The organism is Pseudomonas sp. NPDC090203 (genome assembly GCF_044746765.1).
GTDB classification, from domain to species: Bacteria; Pseudomonadota; Gammaproteobacteria; order Pseudomonadales; family Pseudomonadaceae; genus Aquipseudomonas; species Aquipseudomonas putida_AD.
On sequence record NZ_JBIVCV010000006.1, the window covers coordinates 347,569 to 364,096 of the forward strand.

11 protein-coding genes are annotated in these 16,528 nt (G+C 62.8%); 1 reads left to right on the plus strand and 10 read right to left on the minus strand.

What is annotated here, in order from left to right; translation table 11 throughout:
- Nucleotides 1-96: 96 nt before the first annotated feature.
- The 8 genes from ACIPO9_RS13360 to ACIPO9_RS13395 form a co-directional block, all read right to left on the minus strand.
- Nucleotides 97-3,711, minus strand: coding sequence for a glycosyltransferase (locus ACIPO9_RS13360; protein ID WP_400781386.1), 3,615 nt, complete (start codon nucleotides 3,709-3,711; stop codon nucleotides 97-99).
- Between the two features lie 123 nt (nucleotides 3,712-3,834).
- A complete protein-coding gene (locus ACIPO9_RS13365) occupies nucleotides 3,835-5,424 on the minus strand; it encodes a flagellar hook-associated protein 3 (RefSeq protein WP_274132345.1) in 1,590 nt (529 codons plus the stop codon).
- A gap of 13 nt (nucleotides 5,425-5,437) precedes the next feature.
- The gene (flgK, locus tag ACIPO9_RS13370; RefSeq protein ID WP_400609772.1) at nucleotides 5,438-7,486 is read right to left on the minus strand and encodes a flagellar hook-associated protein FlgK; all 2,049 of its coding nucleotides are present in this window, start codon (nucleotides 7,484-7,486) and stop codon (nucleotides 5,438-5,440) included.
- Between the two features lie 10 nt (nucleotides 7,487-7,496).
- A complete protein-coding gene (gene flgJ, locus ACIPO9_RS13375) occupies nucleotides 7,497-8,774 on the minus strand; it encodes a flagellar assembly peptidoglycan hydrolase FlgJ (protein WP_400609774.1) in 1,278 nt (425 codons plus the stop codon).
- A 10-nt stretch (nucleotides 8,775-8,784) separates the two neighbouring features.
- Nucleotides 8,785-9,894: a flagellar basal body P-ring protein FlgI gene (locus tag ACIPO9_RS13380; RefSeq protein ID WP_274132342.1), complete on the minus strand. Its 1,110-nt coding sequence runs from the start codon at nucleotides 9,892-9,894 to the stop codon at nucleotides 8,785-8,787.
- Nucleotides 9,895-9,907: 13 nt separating this feature from the next.
- Nucleotides 9,908-10,621, minus strand: a complete 714-nt coding sequence (flgH, locus tag ACIPO9_RS13385) for a flagellar basal body L-ring protein FlgH (RefSeq protein ID WP_274132341.1) — start codon at nucleotides 10,619-10,621, stop codon at nucleotides 9,908-9,910.
- 91 nt (nucleotides 10,622-10,712) lie between these two features.
- The gene (flgG, locus tag ACIPO9_RS13390; RefSeq protein WP_274132340.1) at nucleotides 10,713-11,501 is read right to left on the minus strand and encodes a flagellar basal-body rod protein FlgG; all 789 of its coding nucleotides are present in this window, start codon (nucleotides 11,499-11,501) and stop codon (nucleotides 10,713-10,715) included.
- Nucleotides 11,502-11,549: 48 nt separating this feature from the next.
- Nucleotides 11,550-12,290 (minus strand): flagellar basal body rod protein FlgF, encoded by a 741-nt coding sequence (locus tag ACIPO9_RS13395; protein WP_274132339.1) that lies wholly within the window; start codon nucleotides 12,288-12,290, stop codon nucleotides 11,550-11,552.
- Nucleotides 12,291-12,563: 273 nt separating this feature from the next.
- On the opposite strand from ACIPO9_RS13395, the gene ACIPO9_RS13400 reads away from it, so the two are divergent.
- Nucleotides 12,564-12,740 carry a hypothetical protein gene (locus tag ACIPO9_RS13400; RefSeq protein WP_400781388.1) on the plus strand — a complete coding sequence of 59 codons (177 nt, stop codon included), beginning with the start codon at nucleotides 12,564-12,566 and terminating at the stop codon, nucleotides 12,738-12,740.
- Nucleotides 12,741-13,118: 378 nt separating this feature from the next.
- Here the strand turns inward: ACIPO9_RS13400 and ACIPO9_RS13405 are convergent, their stop codons facing one another.
- On the minus strand, nucleotides 13,119-14,930 hold the full coding sequence (locus tag ACIPO9_RS13405) for a flagellar hook protein FlgE (protein ID WP_400781390.1): 1,812 nt from the start codon (nucleotides 14,928-14,930) through the stop codon (nucleotides 13,119-13,121).
- A gap of 254 nt (nucleotides 14,931-15,184) precedes the next feature.
- Nucleotides 15,185-16,507 (minus strand): flagellar hook protein FlgE, encoded by a 1,323-nt coding sequence (flgE, locus tag ACIPO9_RS13410; protein WP_274136397.1) that lies wholly within the window; start codon nucleotides 16,505-16,507, stop codon nucleotides 15,185-15,187.
- Nucleotides 16,508-16,528 lie beyond the last annotated feature (21 nt).

The window sequence follows — 16,528 nt, forward strand, 5'->3', positions numbered from 1 at the left end:
TCTGGGTCGCCGCCGATCCGTAGCAGCACGGCTTGCCGGCGTCGGCGGCCGCGAGATCGACCCGCGGGCAAGGCCGGCTGCTACGGGAGCGGGGTGTCAGTCGGCTAGCCAGCCGTTGACCCAATGCTGCAGGTTGTCGTCTCGCAGCATGTAGTCGCGCAGCACCGCTTCGCGCAGGGCGTCGCCCTGGCGGTAGCTGGCGTCCGGGTCGGCGAGGTGGCTGCGGATTGCCTCGAGCCATTCTTCCGTGCTGTTGGTGTAGATCCGCGTGCACGGCAGGTAACCACGGTAAGCCAAGGTGTCGGTGCAGATCACCGGGTAGCCGCAGGCGCCGTACTCCAGCAACCGCAGGTTGCTTTTGCAGTCGTTGAAGATGTGATGCTCCAGCGGGGCGAGCGCCAGGTCCAGATTCAGGCTGGCCAGTTTGGCCGGGTACGCCTCCAGCGCTACCACCGTGTGAAATTCGCGCACGTAAGGCCGCAAGGCATCCGGGCACATGCCGAAGAATACCCAATCCACTTCATCTGCCAGCTCACGCACCACCTCGGCGATGATCTCAAGGTCACCCGAGTGGCTGGTACCGCCGCCCCAGCCGACCCGTGGCTTGACCGACGTTCGGCGATGGCTGCGCAGACCGCTCCACCAGTGAGGCGAGAGCATGTTCGGCACCACGCGAATGTCGGTGTGCATCTCGCTCAGGGCATCGGCCAGCGGCTGGGTCGATACCACCACGCGGTCGCACAGGCTGATGCCACGGCGCACCAGGCGCTCCATCTCCAAGCGGTCGGGCATGTTGCGGATGTGCGCGTTCTTCTTGGGCACATGGATGACGTAGTCATCCAGCTCGAAGATGCGTCGCGCCCTGGAGTAGGTTTTCAGCCCTACGATCTCATCAATGGGGGCTTCGCTGTAGCGCCCCTGCAGCACGATGATGTCGGGCGACTGGCGCTCGATATCGATCATGCTCGGCAGGTTGTAGTTGATCACGCCCACCGCCCTACCCGCCGCTTCCAGCTCGATCAGCGGCTGGGTGACGCGGTAGTGACCGATGGCCGACGCGTTGATCGGCAAGGCCAGGATGCGCGGCAGTTGCGTGGTGGAAAACGGACTCCAGCCAGTGGTCAGCCCCGGCTCCAGGTTGAAGCTGGTGCCGCCCAGGCTGTTGAGCGCAAGGTTGGGGTTGTACGCCGGATCGCGGGCCACTACCGGCAGCCAGCGCAGGTAGAAACGCTCCTGTTCCAGAATCTGCAATTCGCGAAGCTCAGGCGTCGCGATCACCGGCGGCTGGCTGCCCAGGGCGAGCAACGCGTGCGGAGTCCAGACCACCAGGTGACCGCTCTCGCGCACCCGCAGGCACAGGTCGACATGGCTCAGGCCCTTGCCGTACTGAACTTCGTCCAGACCGTCCAGCTCGGCGAACAGGCGCTTGCGAATCATCAGGCAATCGCCGCCGACCGCAGAGAGGTCGCTGACCACCTGCAGGCGTTGCAGGTAGCCGCTGGCATTGATGTTCTCGCCGTGGAACGGCACACCGGCCGGGCCATGCAGGCCCAGGATCAGCCCGGCGTGCAGCACCTGACCATCGGAGCCAAACAGCTTCGCGCCGACCACACCGACTTCCGGGCGCTGAGCCTGACTGACCAGCTCGCCGAGCCAGTCGCCATGGGTAATCATCGCGTATGGATTGAGCAGCAGCAGGTAGTCGCCGCGGGCATCGCTGGCAGCCTGGTTGTACAGCGCGGCCACAGGTTCGGTCTGCGAATGGCGCAGCACCCGCAAGCGATCGGGGTCCAGTTGCGCCATCGCCGCCAGCCACGCCCGGGCCTCGGGGGTTTCGCTGGCATTGTCGACGATCAGCAGTTCATAGCGGCCGTAGGCGGTTTTCTCGAACAGGGTTTCGACGCAGCGCTGCAAGGCCGGCAACTGGTCCTTGACGATCAGGATGATCGACACCAGCGGCTGTTCGCGGTGCAGGTACTCGATGCGGTTGAGCAACGCCAGGCTCTGGCCCGGACGAATGTCGTGGGCGATGCCACAGCGCTGCAAGTGCGCCTGGACCACTTGAAGGTTCTGCTCGGCGACCTCCGGCAGCGCCAGCCAGCGCGGTAGCGGGAACGACGATTCCAGCAGCAGTTCGCTGACATGGCCAATGGCTGCGTCGCCGTCCTGCTCGAACAGCCGCCACAGGGCGTCGTGGGGTGCCAGCACGCCAAACCGCGGATCAAAACCGCCGGCATCGAGCAACGCACGGCGGGAAAACGCCAGGGCGCGACCGACATAAGGGTAGCTGCGCAGCATGTCGAGGTTGAAGTCCGGCTTGAACACCGGCTCCGCCGACTCGCCCTCGCGCAGGGAGCCTTCGTCGCTGTACAGGCACTGCAGCCCGGGGTTCATGGCGATGCGCTCGGCCAGCATCAGCAAGGCCGGCTTGACCAACCGGTCTCCTGCCTGCAGCAAGTAGCACCACTGGGCCCCGTCGAGCTGCGACAACAGCGGGTTGAGCTGGGCGTAGGGGTCGTCCTGCAGCGGCAGGGTGAACACCCGTTTTTCAAGCCGGGCTTCGGTGCAGGTGCGCGACAGCACGACGATCAGTTCCGGCGGATACAACTGCTGGTCGAGGCTGTCGAGGGTCGTTGCCAGGCTGGCGCGACCACCCGTTTCGTCGATGATGACCGGAACGATCTTCGGCCGCGACGGCCACTGGGCGATGACGTTGGGCAACTGGCTCTGCTGCAGCGGTGTCAGCATGCGGCAGCTCAGCCACTGGTCATACAGTTCGGCGAAACTCTCGCTGTCGACGCCGACCCGCCACTGCTGGGTGCTCTGCTTGGTGCCGAGCGAACGGCTCAGCGGCAGCTCATCCCAGGCACGAGGTTGTGCAGGGCCGCCCGCCAGTTCGTCGTCGGTCAGCGGCTGGTAGCGCACCCAGCCCTTGGCCGGTGCCTGCTCGCCACCACGGGCTTCGAGCATCTGCAGCAACCACTCGCGCTCTTGCAGGGCGGCGTCCTTCATCGATTGCTGATGGCTCAGCCGATCCTGATGCAGACGCTCGACGCTCAGCACGTTGTTGAGCACCACCACGTTGCTGCGCCGCATCAGGCAGATGTACAGCGCCAGGTCCAGCGAGGCGACGAAGCCGTGCTCCGGCTGGGTCAGTGCCGGCAACAGTTCTTCAAGGTCCCTGCGACGGAACATCGAACTGCTGAAACCACCGACGAAGTTGATCGGAAACGCCTGGAAGATCCCCAGCAGGTCCTCGCCCTTGTACACCGCGCCACGAGGGGCCAATGCACTGTTTTCAAGGCGGGCCGGAAGCTGCACGTCATCGGCGTCCCAGAACAGGCGCAAGGCCAGTACCAGATTCACGTCCGGATGCATGTCCAACTGCCGCGCCTGCATCTGCACCGCCAGCGCGAACAACTGGTCATCGTCGCAGAGAAACTTCACGTACTCGCCACGGGCCTGCGCCAGGCACGCCTGCAGGTTGCCGACAAATCCCAGCCGCTGCGGGTTGCGCACGTAACGCAGGTCGACCCGAATGTTCTGGGCAAAGGCTTCGGTGATGCGCTGGATCTCGTCGCCGCGCGAGTCGTCGCAGACAATCACTTCCAGGTTCGAGTAGGTCTGGCTGAGCGCGCCCTGTAACGCACGCTGGAAGAAACGGGAATTGAAGGCGGGTATGACGATGCTGACCAGAGGAGCTGATTTCACAGGCGGACTCACGAGCGGCGCGCCCCTCTCGGCTGAGAGCGGGGCTTAACCGCTGAAAAAAACGGTTGACGCTCGGCGGTGGCGGCGCGGGAAGAATTCGCGCACCGCCCTCCGGTCAGGCGATTACAACTTGCTGAACAGGTTCAGCGAGGACAGTTGGGTGAACACCAGTTGCGAGGCTTGCAGCATGTTCTTCTGCAGGGTCAGCCTGGCAATGGCATCGACCGGGTCGGAGGCGGTGATGGTGCCCGACTCGGTAGTGCCGTTGTCGATCAGCGTCTGGTTGGTGACACCTTGCGAGGTGGCCGTGGCTGCGCGCGCACCACCGTCGGCGACCGCATCGCCGATCTGGCTGGCGGCGCTGGTCAGGTTGCCGATGGTCGAGGTCAGGGTGGCCTGCAGCTTCTGCTTGGCGATCGGATCACCGTCCACCTTGCTGTTCAGGGCATTGATGACCGTGCCCAGGGTGTTGAGGATGTTCTGGCTCTGGGGTGCGGAACCGGTGGCGGTGAACTGGTCGCCCGCCTGTGGCGCGCCGCTCAGGGTGAAGGTCACCCCGGCTGCGGTCGCCGTTGGCGGGGTGCCGGTCAGGGTGCCGCTGGACACCGGCTTGCTGGTGGCTGGATCGTAGGGCGCCGCGTACAGATCAAAGCTGGTGGCACTGGAGAAACGCAGGATCGCACCACCGGACGGGAAGGTGCTGTCGTAGTTGGCCTGGTTGGTGACCGTAGTGCCGCTGATCACGGTTGACGACGGGTTGGCCGGCAAGCGTGCAGTGGTGACGGACGTCGGCGAGACCGCCAGCTGGAAGCTGTGGCCTGCGATGGCGGTATCGGCCGCGCCTGAGTTGGTGTACTGCGCCTGGGTCAGGTTGACGTTCAGGTTCAGCTCCAGGCCACGGAAACCGATGCTCTGGTTCTCCGGGCCGGTGGACTTGAACTTGCCGGCCGACGAGGCTTCCGCAGTCACGTCGTTGCCGTTCTTGTCGAGGATCTGGTACTGAGTGCTGCTCTGGAACGTGATGCTGTACGGCTGGCCGCTCAGGAACTTGGTGTCGTAGTCAGAACTGTTGCTGACGCTGCCGCCGGACAGCGTCAGCACGCCGTCGTCAGTGGTCGGCGACGTCAGGGTCGCCGAGGTACGGGTGGTGTTGATCGCCTGCTCGAACGCATCCCAGCCAGTGATGTTGCTGGCCATGGAAATGCCGCTGCCGATGTTCAGCATGTTGCGGGTCTGGTCGCCCTGATAGCTGTAGCTGCCATCGGGGTTGATCGCGTAGGGCGGTGTGCTCGACTTCGATCCCGAGAACAGGTAGTTGCCTTCCGAATCCTTGGAGTTCATCAGGCCCAGGATCTGGTCCTGCAACTGCTTGAGCTCCGAAGCGTTGGCCTGACGGTTCTGGTCGGTGTTGGTGCCGTTGCTGGCGGACAGCACCAACTCCTGGGCGCGCTGGATCGCCGAGGTGATGGCGGTCAGCGCGGTCTCGGTGTTCACGACGCCGGTGTTGATGTTGTCGATGTTGGACTTGTACTGCAGCAGCATCGAGTTCTGTTGCTGCAAGGCCAGTACGCGCGCCGCGCCCACAGGATCGTCGCCCGCGGTGTTGAGCTTGATCTGGCTGGAGACTTCCTCGCCGGTCTTGGTGACGTTGGCGTAGGTGCGCGAGTAGTTGCTGGCGCTGGTTTCGTAAAACTGGGTGGTGGAAATACGCATGGTTTACGACCCCTTAAAGACTGTTGATCAGCGTGCTGAAGATGGCTTGAGCGGCTTTGATGATCTGCGACGAGGCCGTGTAGTACTGCTGGTACTTGACCAGGTTGGCCGCTTCTTCATCCAGCGACACGCCGGACACGCTGTCGCGCGCGCCCTTGGCCTGGGCCAGCACTGCGGTGGTGGCGGTGGCGTCGGCCGAGGCCTGCTTGGCTTTGGCACCGACCGAGGAAATCAGGTTGGCGTTGGCGCCGCTCAGGGTCATCCCGGTGCCGCTGCCGCCGGCGGTATCGACGGTCTGTTTGGTCTGCAGGGCCAGCGTGGTCTCGGCATTGCGGTTGTCCGAGGAACCGGCGCCGGTCATGTCGATGCTGAAAGTGTCGCCTGCCTTCGGCTCGCCATTGATTGACATACTGATGGAGAACGACTGCGCCGCACCCGACGAGTCGGTGTAGCCCACTGCCAGGTTCAGGTCGTTGTTCTGCTTCTGCACGATCGTGCCGGTGATCGGGTTGCCGTTCTTGTCTTTGACGGCTGCCCCGCTGGCGTCAACCAGCGAATAGGACTGCGTGCCGTCCGCTGCGACGGCGCCCATCATCAGGCGCATCGGCGTCGAGCCGTCGATGGCCTTGCGCAGGTCGGCGGTGCCGGTGGCGTCGTAGATATTGGTCGGGGTGTTCAGCACAGGCTGGGTGAAAGTCCCGTTGCCCTCGTTGCCTGCACCTTTGGTGGCCGTCAACGGCGCCGCCAGCGCGATGGTTTTCGGGTCGGTCATGACCGTCTTGATGCCACCCGCCGCCGACGCGGTCGGGCTGACCTTGAAGCTGTCGCCGGCAGTGACCGCACCGCCATTGAGCTTGAGCGAGAAGCCATCGATAACCGGTGGCGGCGTGGTGCTCAGGTCGTAGGCGCCCATGTTCTGGCCGTCCGGCAGGCGAGTGACGCTGTAGCCGGTGGCGCTGGTGAACGTCACCTGATAGTCGTTGGTGGTCAGCGCGCCGGTGTTGGCGATGGTCACGTCCAGATTGCCGGAACCTGCGCTGTTGCCTTTGTTGGCAAGGCTGCGCTGGCTGACCAGGCTTGGGTCGTTGATGCTGGTGAACATGCTGGAGCCAAAGTTGCCGTTGGCATCCACGCCCTGCCCCATCTGCTGGTTGATCTGGTCGGAGACCACCAGCGCCAGGCGACCGAGCTCGTTGGCCGCAGGCTGCAGCACGTCGCTGCGATAGCGCAGCAGACCGCCGATGGTACCGCCGGTGACCACCGACGACACATCCACGCTGCTGTTCTGATAATTGAGCTTGACCGAGTACACGTTCGGGTCGCTGTCGCTCGGGCCTGCGGTCAGCGTGCCGGCCTTGCCACCGGTGACCAGCGGCTGGCCGCTGCCGATGTAGACGTCATAGTTGCCGTTGTTCTCGACCACCTTGGCGCCCACCAGGTCGTTGAGCTGGCGCACGGCCTCGTCCCGGGCATCGAGCAGGGAGTTGGGCTCGCCGCCGGTGGCCTTGGCCTGGGTGATCTGGGTGTTGAGGTCGGCAATCGAGGACGCCAGCGAGTTGACCTGTCCGGTGAGGGACGTCAACTGACTGTTGATGCTGGTGTTCTGGTCCTTCATCTGCGAGGAGATGGCGTTGAACTGCCCGGCGAGCGACTTGGCGCTGGCCAGGAAATTGGCGCGGTTGGCCGCGACGGTCGACCCGCTCGACAGCGTTTGCAAGGACGAGAAGAAGTTGCTCAGGACGGTGCTGATCCCGGTCGAGCTGTCGGACAGAATCGAGTCGAGTTGCTTGGCCTGACCCAGATACGCCTGGGCATCGGAGTTGAGCGATGTACTGGACTGCACTTGGGTGTTCAGGAAGCCGTTGTAGATCCGACGTACGTCCGACAGCGTAGTACCGGTGCCGATGAAGCCCACACCGATATTCTGCTGAGCACTGGAAGTGGTCATCACTTGCTGGCGCGAGTAGCCCAGCGTGTCGACGTTAGCAGTGTTGTTGCCGATGGTGGTCATCGCTGCACTGCTGGCGTTCAGTCCCGAAAGCCCAATTGAGATCAGTGACATGGTTCAAACCTTATAAAGTCGTGGAAGAGCCCGATGCGGTTGCAACGCTCTGGTAACTCTTCATCTGTTTCGCTATTTGGGAAATCTTGCTGGCATAGCCCGGATCCGTGGCGTACCCGGCCTTCTGCAGTTCTTTCACAAACTGTTCCGGGTTATCGGCCGATTTGAGCGTGGCTTGATAGCGATTGTTGTTCTGCAGGAAGCTGACCAGATCGTGGAAGCTGTCGGCGTAGGAGTCGTAGGAACGGAAGTCCGCCGTCTCCTTGACCATCTTGCCGTCGCGGAACTCGCTGGTGATCGCCCGCGCTTCAGGCCCCTGCCAGCCACCCTGGGCCTTGATGCCGAACAGGTTGTGGCTGCTGCTGCCATCGGATTGACGCATGATCGATTTGCCCCAGCCGGTTTCCAGCGCCGCCTGGGCCACCAGCACGGTCGGATCGACGCCGATCCGCGCGGCGGCGTCCTTGGCCAGCGGCAACATGGTGGCGACGAACTCGTCGGCATTGGCGAACGCGGCCTTGCCCGGCGCCAGCGGAGTCTGCACGCGGTTGCGCACGTAGCTGTCGGCCTGGGCGGTGTACTGCGGGCCGATGGTCCAGTCGCCATTGCCCGAACTGCCAGCCTGCTTGGCGGCGGCCACGGCATTGGACACGGCAATGCGGTTTTTCAGCGTGGTCGCACTGGCTGCAGCATCACCTGCGGTGTTCGGCACGATACCGGCCATGATGCGGTCGGTCAGCTTGCTTGGCAGCGACAGGCGACGGGCGTTGAGCGCGGCCACATCGTTGTGCACGCTGCCATCGGCGTTGGTGCCAAGGGCGGTGGAAGCCGGCGCGACCGAACGGGTTGCCCACAACGGACGCTGGGCGATACGGGTCGCCAGGCCACCCTGGGCGTGAGTGGCGTCAGCGGCCGTCGGCGCCGCCGGGTTGAGCTGGTTGGTCGCAGGGCCCGCATCGCTCTTGTTCTTGGAGAGCTGGCGCATCAGCACTTCCTGAAGGCCGATACCGCCACCCTCGCGGGACATGCTGACCGCCAGTTGCTGGTCGTACATGTCCTGATACTGCCGGGTCGCGGCAGTGTTCATCGGGTTGTCCTTGGCCAGCACTTCGTTGGCCGAGCGCATGGCCTTGAGCATCTGGCTGACGAACAGCGACTCGAATTCCTGCGCCACCTTCTTGAGGTTCGCTTCGCTGTCACGATCGCCGTTCTTCATGGCGGTCAGGCGATTGAGGTCGGTATACGCCCCCGAATCGACTGTGCTCGTGCCGCCAGTTGGAATACTCATCGGTCAGTCCTTAAATCACGATCAGGTCGGCTTGCAGGGCGCCGGCCTGTTTCAGTGCTTCGAGAATCGCCATCAGGTCGCCAGGGGCTGCGCCGACCTGGTTAACCGCACGCACGATTTCGTCCAGGGTGGTACCCGGGCCGAACTTGAACATCGGATGCAGTTCCTGTTGTGCATTGATCTTGGAGCGCGGTACCACGGCGGTCTGGCCGTTGGAGAACGCACCCGGCTGGCTTACCACAGGGTCTTCGGTGATGGTCACGGTCAGGCTGCCGTGGGTCACGGCGGCCGGCGAAACCTTGACGTTCTGGCCGATGACGATGGTGCCGGTACGCGAGTTGATGATGACCTTGGCCGAGGTCTGGCCCGGATCGATCTCCAGGTTCTCCAGCACCGACAGGTAGTCCACGCGCTGGTTGGGGTCCAGCGGCGCTGTCACGCGCACCGAACCACCGTCCACCGCTTGCGCGACGCCTGGGCCGAGCATGTCGTTGATCTTGTCGACGATGCGCTTGGCCGTGGTGAAGTCGTTGCGGTTGAGGTTCAGGGTCAACGAGTTGCCCTGGTTGAAACCGCTCGGCACCGCACGTTCGACCGACGCACCGCCAGGGATACGACCCGAAGACGGAACGTTGACGGTGATCTTCGAACCGTCGCGGCCTTCAGCGTCAAAGCCGCCGACCACCAGGTTGCCCTGGGCGACCGCATAGACGTTGCCGTCGATACCCTTCATCGGGGTCATCAACAGCGCACCGCCGCGCAGGCTCTTGGAGTTACCGATGGACGACACGGTGATGTCGATCTGCTGACCGGGCTTGGCGAACGGCGGCAGGTCGGCATACACCGCCACGGCCGCGACGTTCTTCAGCTGCACCGTGCCCGAGCCCGCCGGCACCTTGATGCCGAACTGCGAGAGCATGTTGTTGAAGGTCTGCAGGGTAAACGGTGTCTGGGTGGTCTGGTCACCCGTGCCGTTCAGGCCCACCACCAGGCCGTAGCCGATCAATTGGTTGGTGCGCACGCCGGAAATGCTGGCGATGTCCTTCAGGCGTTCGGCATGGGCGCCGATGGCCGTGGTGAACAGCAGCGCTGCCGCTATCAGTTGCTTGAACGTGATCATGGCTATCCCGGTATCAGAAAGGGAACAACGGGCTCAGGAAGAAACGGTCGAACCAGCCAGGCTGACTGGAATCGGCGAACGCCCCTGTACCGGAATACGTGATGCGCGCATCGGCCACGCGAGTGGACGACACGGTATTGTCGGTGGCGATGTCGTCTGCACGAATCAGGCCAGCGATGCGCACCAGCTCATCGCCGGTGTTGAGCGTCATCCACTTCTCGCCACGCACCGACAGAATCCCGTTGGGCAGCACATCGGCCACGGTCACGGTGATGGAACCGGTCAGGCTGTTGCTCTGCGCTGCCTTGCCGTCGCCCTTGGTGGCGCGGTCGCCGCTGTAGCCTGCGTTCAGGCTCAGGTCACCGCTGCCCACCGGGTTGTTGGTGCTCACACCGGCACCGAACAGCGAGGTCAGGCCGACGCTGGTCTTGCTGGTCTTGCTGATCCCGGAACTGGCCGCCTTGCTGGCCGCCATCCGCTCGGACAGGGTGATGGTGATGATGTCACCCACCCGGTAAGCCTTGCGGTCGCCGTACAGGTTCTGCTCGAAGCCTGCCTGATAGATCGAGCCATTGTTCGCCGCCGAAGGCAGCGGCGTTCGTGGCAACACCGGCGCATAGTAAGGGTCATTGGGCTTGGCCGAAGGCGCAACGCAACCGGTCAGCAGCGCGAGCCCGCAAAGCGGTGCTGCCAACAGGGAAAGCCGCAGTACAGAAAGCCGTTTCATGACACTTAAAACCTCTCGGTGTAGCAAGGATTGACCAGGTGTTTCGTTAAAGACCATCAGGTGTTTCAGGATCCGCTTGAATGTGACTGCGTTACAGGTTTTGGGTGACGTACTGCAGCATCGAGTCGGCGGTCGAGATCACTTTGGAGTTCATCTCGTAGGCGCGCTGGGTGGTGATCATGTTCACCAGCTCTTCGACGGTGCTGACGTTGGAGTTTTCCAGGGTGTTCTGACGCACCACACCCAGGCCGGTCAGGCCAGGCGTACCGACTTGCGGCGCGCCGCTGGATGCGGTTTCCAGGTACAGGTTGCCGCCCTGGGACTGCAGACCGGCCGGGTTGATGAAGTCGGCGGTCTGGATGTTGCCGATCACCTGTGGCGTGGCAGTGGCAGCCGAAGTGGTCACCGACACGGTGCCGTCTTCGCCGACGGTGAAGGTCTGCGAGTCCTGGGGCACGACAATCGCAGGCTCCAGCGCGTAACCGTTGGCGGTCACGATCTGGCCGTTCTGGTCCAGGTGGAAAGTACCATCGCGGGTGTAGGCCACGGTGCCGTCCGGTTGACGGATCTGGAAGAAGCCACGGCCGTTGATTGCCATGTCCAGCGGCTGGTTGGTGGTCTGAAGGCTGCCGGCTGTGAAGTTCTTCTGGGTGCCGACGATGCGCACACCGGTACCCAGCTGCAGGCCCGATGGCAGCTCGCTGTCCTGGGTGGACTGAGCACCTGGCTGACGCTTGATCTGATAGAGCAGGTCCTGGAATTCGGCGCGATCACTCTTGAAGCCAGTGGTCGAGACGTTGGCCAGGTTGTTCGAAATGGTCGTCAGGTTCATGTCCTGAGCGGCCAGGCCGGTTTTAGCGACGTAAAGTGCCGGAAGCATGTATTGAATCTCCTCGAGCGCCTGATTATCGGCGCAAGCTGTCAGTCATTAGCCCATTTGCAAGACGCGAGCCATCGACTCGTCGTCCTGCTCAGCGGTCTTCATCATCTTGATATGCAGTTCGAACTGGCGGGACAGCGCCAGCACCGAGGTCATTTCCTCGACGGCGTTGACGTTGCTCGACTGCAGGAAACCGGATTCGACCTGCACGTTGGCATCGGCTTGCGCCGGTTTGCCGTCTTTGGTGTGCATCAGGCCGTCGGGGCCTTTTTCCAGGTTGGCAAGGTCAGGCCGGACCAGCTTGATGCGGTCGATCTGCGCCATCACCTGCGGGCTCTCACCCAGGGACTGAACGCTGATCGTGCCGTCGGCGCCGATTTCGATCTGCTGCTGTGGCGGCACGGCAATCGGCCCGCTGTTGCCCATGACCGGCAAACCATTGCCATCACGCAACACGCCGAGGGCGTCGATATTCATGCTGGAGGTGCGGGTGTAGGCTTCGCCGCCATCGGGTGTCTGGACCGCCATCCAGCCGTCGCCCTTGACGGCAACGTCCAGTTCGCGACCGGTGTCGATCATCGAACCCTGGCTGAAGTCAGTGCCCGGGCGCTCGCTCATGGCATAGGCGCGAGACGGGTTGACCTCGCCAAATACCGGCATCGAGCGGGCCTGTTCCAGGTCGCGCTGGAACCCGTTGGTCGAGACGTTCGCCAGGTTGTTGGCATGGGCCTTTTGCGCGATGGCGTTTTCCGACGCACCGCTCATGGCCACGTAAAGCAACTTGTCCACAGTCTTCCTCCTCCGACAGACGCTTGCCGCCTGTAGCTGTACTGAGCAGGTCATAGCAATGATCGCGCCAGTTTTTCAGAAGAGATACAAATGGCTGATTTCCCAGTGATTGCGGGCGCAAATCGGACCGGGTCGGCAGCGGTGATTTGATCGGCGACGGCGGACCGCCACTTTCGATAGAATCGCCACAGCCTGCGCGCCAAAAAAATTTCGCGCAGGGAGCGATAATTGCAGTGCCTGGGTTATCGAGCCTTTTGCCAACAGGAAATTGTCATGCGCTTGCCGCTCACCTTCACCCTCCTCCTCGCCTTCACCACCCTGGCCGTCGCGGCGCCAGCGCCTTATTACCTGTGGCAAGGCAAGACCAAGACCGTCTGCGCCCAGACCAGCCCCGGCAAAGGCTGGACCCGCATCAGCGGCGCGTTCGTGAGGTCTGATTGTTCGATCTGAATGACGATAATTCACCCCTAGCAGCACGGCTTGCCGGCGACGGCGGTGTGTCAGGTACGGTGATGCCGAACCCATTGACGCCATCGCGGGCAAGCGCGCTCCTACAGGTGGCGGCGTGCGCGTGATTCGATTTCAACGCCGGCACCGTAGCAGTCCGGCTTGCCGGCGACCGCGGTGTGTCAGTCAAAGCCGTGGTCACTGACACACCGTCATCGCGAGCAAGCTCACTCCTACAGGATTGGGGGGTACCTGATTTGATTCCACCACGGAACCGTGTAGGAGCGCGCGTGCCCGCGACGGCGGTGTGTCAGGTACGGTGATGCCGAATGTGCTGACGCCATCGCGGGCAAGCGCGCTCCTACAGGTGCGGTGCAGGGATCAAGTCGCGCGAATCAGGGTCTGCATGAGTTCAGCTTCGGTCGACAGGCTTTTGGAATTGGCCTGGTAGGCGGTCTGGGCCTGGATCAGTTCCACCAACTCCCGGGACATGTCCACGTTCGAGCCCTCCAGCGAGTGGCTGACCACTGTGCCCAGCCCTCCAATGCCGGGCGTCTCGAAATTCGCCATGCCGGACGCGTGCGTCTGCACCCAACGGGTCCCGCTGATCGGTTGCAGGCCCTGCTCGTTGGCGAAGCTGGCGAGCATGACCTGGCCGATCTTGCGATGCAGGCCGTTGGTGTAGCCGACGCTCATGATGCCCGACTTGTCGATGGACAACCCCGACGCCACCCCAGACGCATGACCATCGACCACCACATTGGAACGCCCAGTGTCGGCCCGGTGCTGGCTCAACTTGCTGTAGTCGAGCAGGATACCGTCGCCGCTGGCCACCGCACCGCTGCTGCCCCAGAGGCCGCCCGGCTTGTTACCGTCCAGGGACTTGGCCGGAATCCAGCCGCTGAGGGTCAGCTTGCCGTTGGCCGCCGTCAGCCCCGGGCCGCCACTGAGCAATTGCATCGAACCATCGGCGTTGAACAGCATACTGGCCGTCAGTGGATCGGTGCTGGCCGGATCCTGAGGATTGCGTCCGTCAATCAGCACGTGCATTTTCCAGCTGTTGCTGCCGTCCTTGACGAAGTACTGGCTCAGTTCGTGCCGGTTGCCGAGGCTGTCGAAAAGCCCGGTGGGAATGACCCGGTTGAAGGTCGTGACATCGGACGGATTGAACGGTGGCACGGGCCGCGCCATCGCTGGATCAGCCGGATCGAGCAGCGGCGCGCCCGCTTCGCTCAGCGGCAGCTTGATGGGCCCCGCATTGCTCGCCGGGCTGGGTTTCCAGCTGCCGTTTTCCTTGATCGCCGGCCGCCAGTCATGCAGCGCAAGCTCAGTGTCATTCTCCACGCTCACCACCGCCGAGGCACCGCTCAGGTGAAGCTTGCCGTTGGCGTGGGTGCGCAGACCGATTTCCAGCGGTGAGGTGGTCGAGGGATCCAGCGGGTTGATCCCGTCAATGAGGATGTACGAGGTCCAGTTGTTGTCGTCGGTCTTGACGAAGTACTGCTTGAGTTCGTGGTCTTGCGGCGGGATTGCCGCTCGGGCATGAGTGGTGATGACCTCTTCGCCCTTGTGGTTCTTGCCCTTCTCTTCCTTGATCTCCGGGGCGCCGGCGTCCTTGATGGTCTGGGTGGTCACGCGCGTGTAGGTACGCGGATCGTCAGGATTGAACCGCGGCAGCGCCGCCAGCGATGCCGCCGACGAATCCAGGTTCAGCGTCTGCTCGATCTTGCTCGTGGCCTTGGGCGCCATGTTCGCGGTGTCCATCTTCAGGTCGCTGCGCACACCGCCGATGACCTGGCCATCGGCGTTCACGGCGTAACCCTGCAAGCGGCTGCCGTGTCCGTCGACGATGAAGTTTTCCGCATCCTTGTTGAAGGCGCCCGAACGGGTATAGCTGATGGTGCCGCCGTCGCTGACCACAAAGAAACCCGAACCCTGGATACGCAGATCCAGCGGGCGCCCCTCACTGGTCTGGGCCCCGCCGGCGGCGAAGTTCTGCGAGACATTGGTCAACTGCACCCCGTCCCCCACTGCCGACCGGCTACCGCCCAGGGTCGCCGAGCCATACACCGCAGAGAATTCCGCGCGAGAGGATTTGAAACCCGAGGTGTGTACGTTGGCGATGTTGTTGCCCGCCACTTCCATGCGCTTGTGCGCCGCGTTCAATCCGGAAACCGCAATATTGAATGACATGAACACTCCCTGAGTCGTTTTCACGACACATCCGTCAATGCATTGATAGTCGCGGGCAAACGGATGCGGTCGAACACGGCGGCTCAAACGCATTCATTTGCCAGCGGTTTTATGCTCGCAAAAACGGAAGTAGGAATTTTCCAGTTATCGAGTGGGACACCTCCTGTAATTTCAGACCCGCCAAACACCACCCATCGCCCACAAAAAAGCCCCTCCGAGGAGGGGCTCTGTCAACGCCTGTCCAGCAACCGTTATCAGGTCATCTGGATGGTGGTCTGCATGATGGTGCTTTCAGTCGAAATGGTCTTCGCGTTCGCCTGATAGTTGCTCTGCGCCTTGATCAGCTGAACCAGTTCGGTGGTCAGGTCAACGTTGGATTCTTCCAGCGCAGAACCGGTAATGTTACCCAGCGTACCCGACTCCGGAGCGCCGGTGACCGGAATGCCCGAAGCGTAGGTTTCACGCCACATGGTGCCACCGGCCGGGGCCAGGCCCTGGACGTTGGCGAACGACGTCAGCGCAACCTGACCGATAACGCGCGACTGGCCGTTGGTGTAGGTGGCGAACAGGTTACCGGTGGAGTCAACGTTCATGGCGCTGATCTGGCCGGTGTAGTTGCCGTCCTGATTCTTGGCGATGGCGCCGCCGGCCGCGTTGGTCTGGGTGGTCGCCAGCATGTCCAGCTTCATGCCGCCAGTGGCTGCCGCTGCACCGTTGGCTGCCCAGGTGGTGGTCGAACCGACGGTCTTGCTCTGGGCCGGAATCCAGTTGGCGACGGTGAACGTGCCATCAGCGTTTACCACCATGTTGGCGGTGGACGTTGGCGCAGGGGTGGTCACCAGGTTACCCGCCGAGTTGAACGTGAGGTTGGTCACGTCCGGGGTGGTGGATGCCGGGTTGGAAATGCTGCGACCGTCGATCATCGAGTACATGTCCCAGGTATTGAGTCCCGTCTTCCGGAAGTACTGGTCGAGGGTGTGCTCGTTGCCCTGGCTGTCGTAGATTTTGGTGCTGTAGGTCAGGTCGTAGGTTTCGACCTTGGCCGGATCGAACGCGGCAGCGGTGTTGATTTCCTTGCTCGAATCCAGGTTGGAGCTGATGCTGATGCTGGTGGTCGCCTTCGGCGCCATGTTCGAGGTATCGACCTTCAGGTTGGTAAGGACGCCCGTCTTCACATTGCCGTTGGCATCAACACCGAAACCCTGCAGGTTGTTGCCGTTGGTGTCGATGATGTTGCCGGCGGTGTCGGTGTGGAAGTTACCGGCACGGGTGTACAGCTTCTCGCCATTGTTGCTGACCATGAAGAAGCCGTTGCCGTTGATCGCCAGGTCCAGGTCACGGCCGGTGCCGGTGGTCAGGGAGCCCTGGGTGAAGTTCTGGGTCACGGCCGCAGTGGTCACGCCGCTGCCGACATTGGTGCCACCGGAAGTACCACGAATGGATTGCGCGTACTGGTCGGCGAATTCCGCACGGGAAGACTTGAAGCCCACGGTCGCGACGTTGGCAATGTTGTTGCCGGTGACGTCCAGACTTTTATTTGCTGCGTAGAGCCCACTCAGACCGATATTGAAAGACATGTATCACTCCTGCGCCGTCGA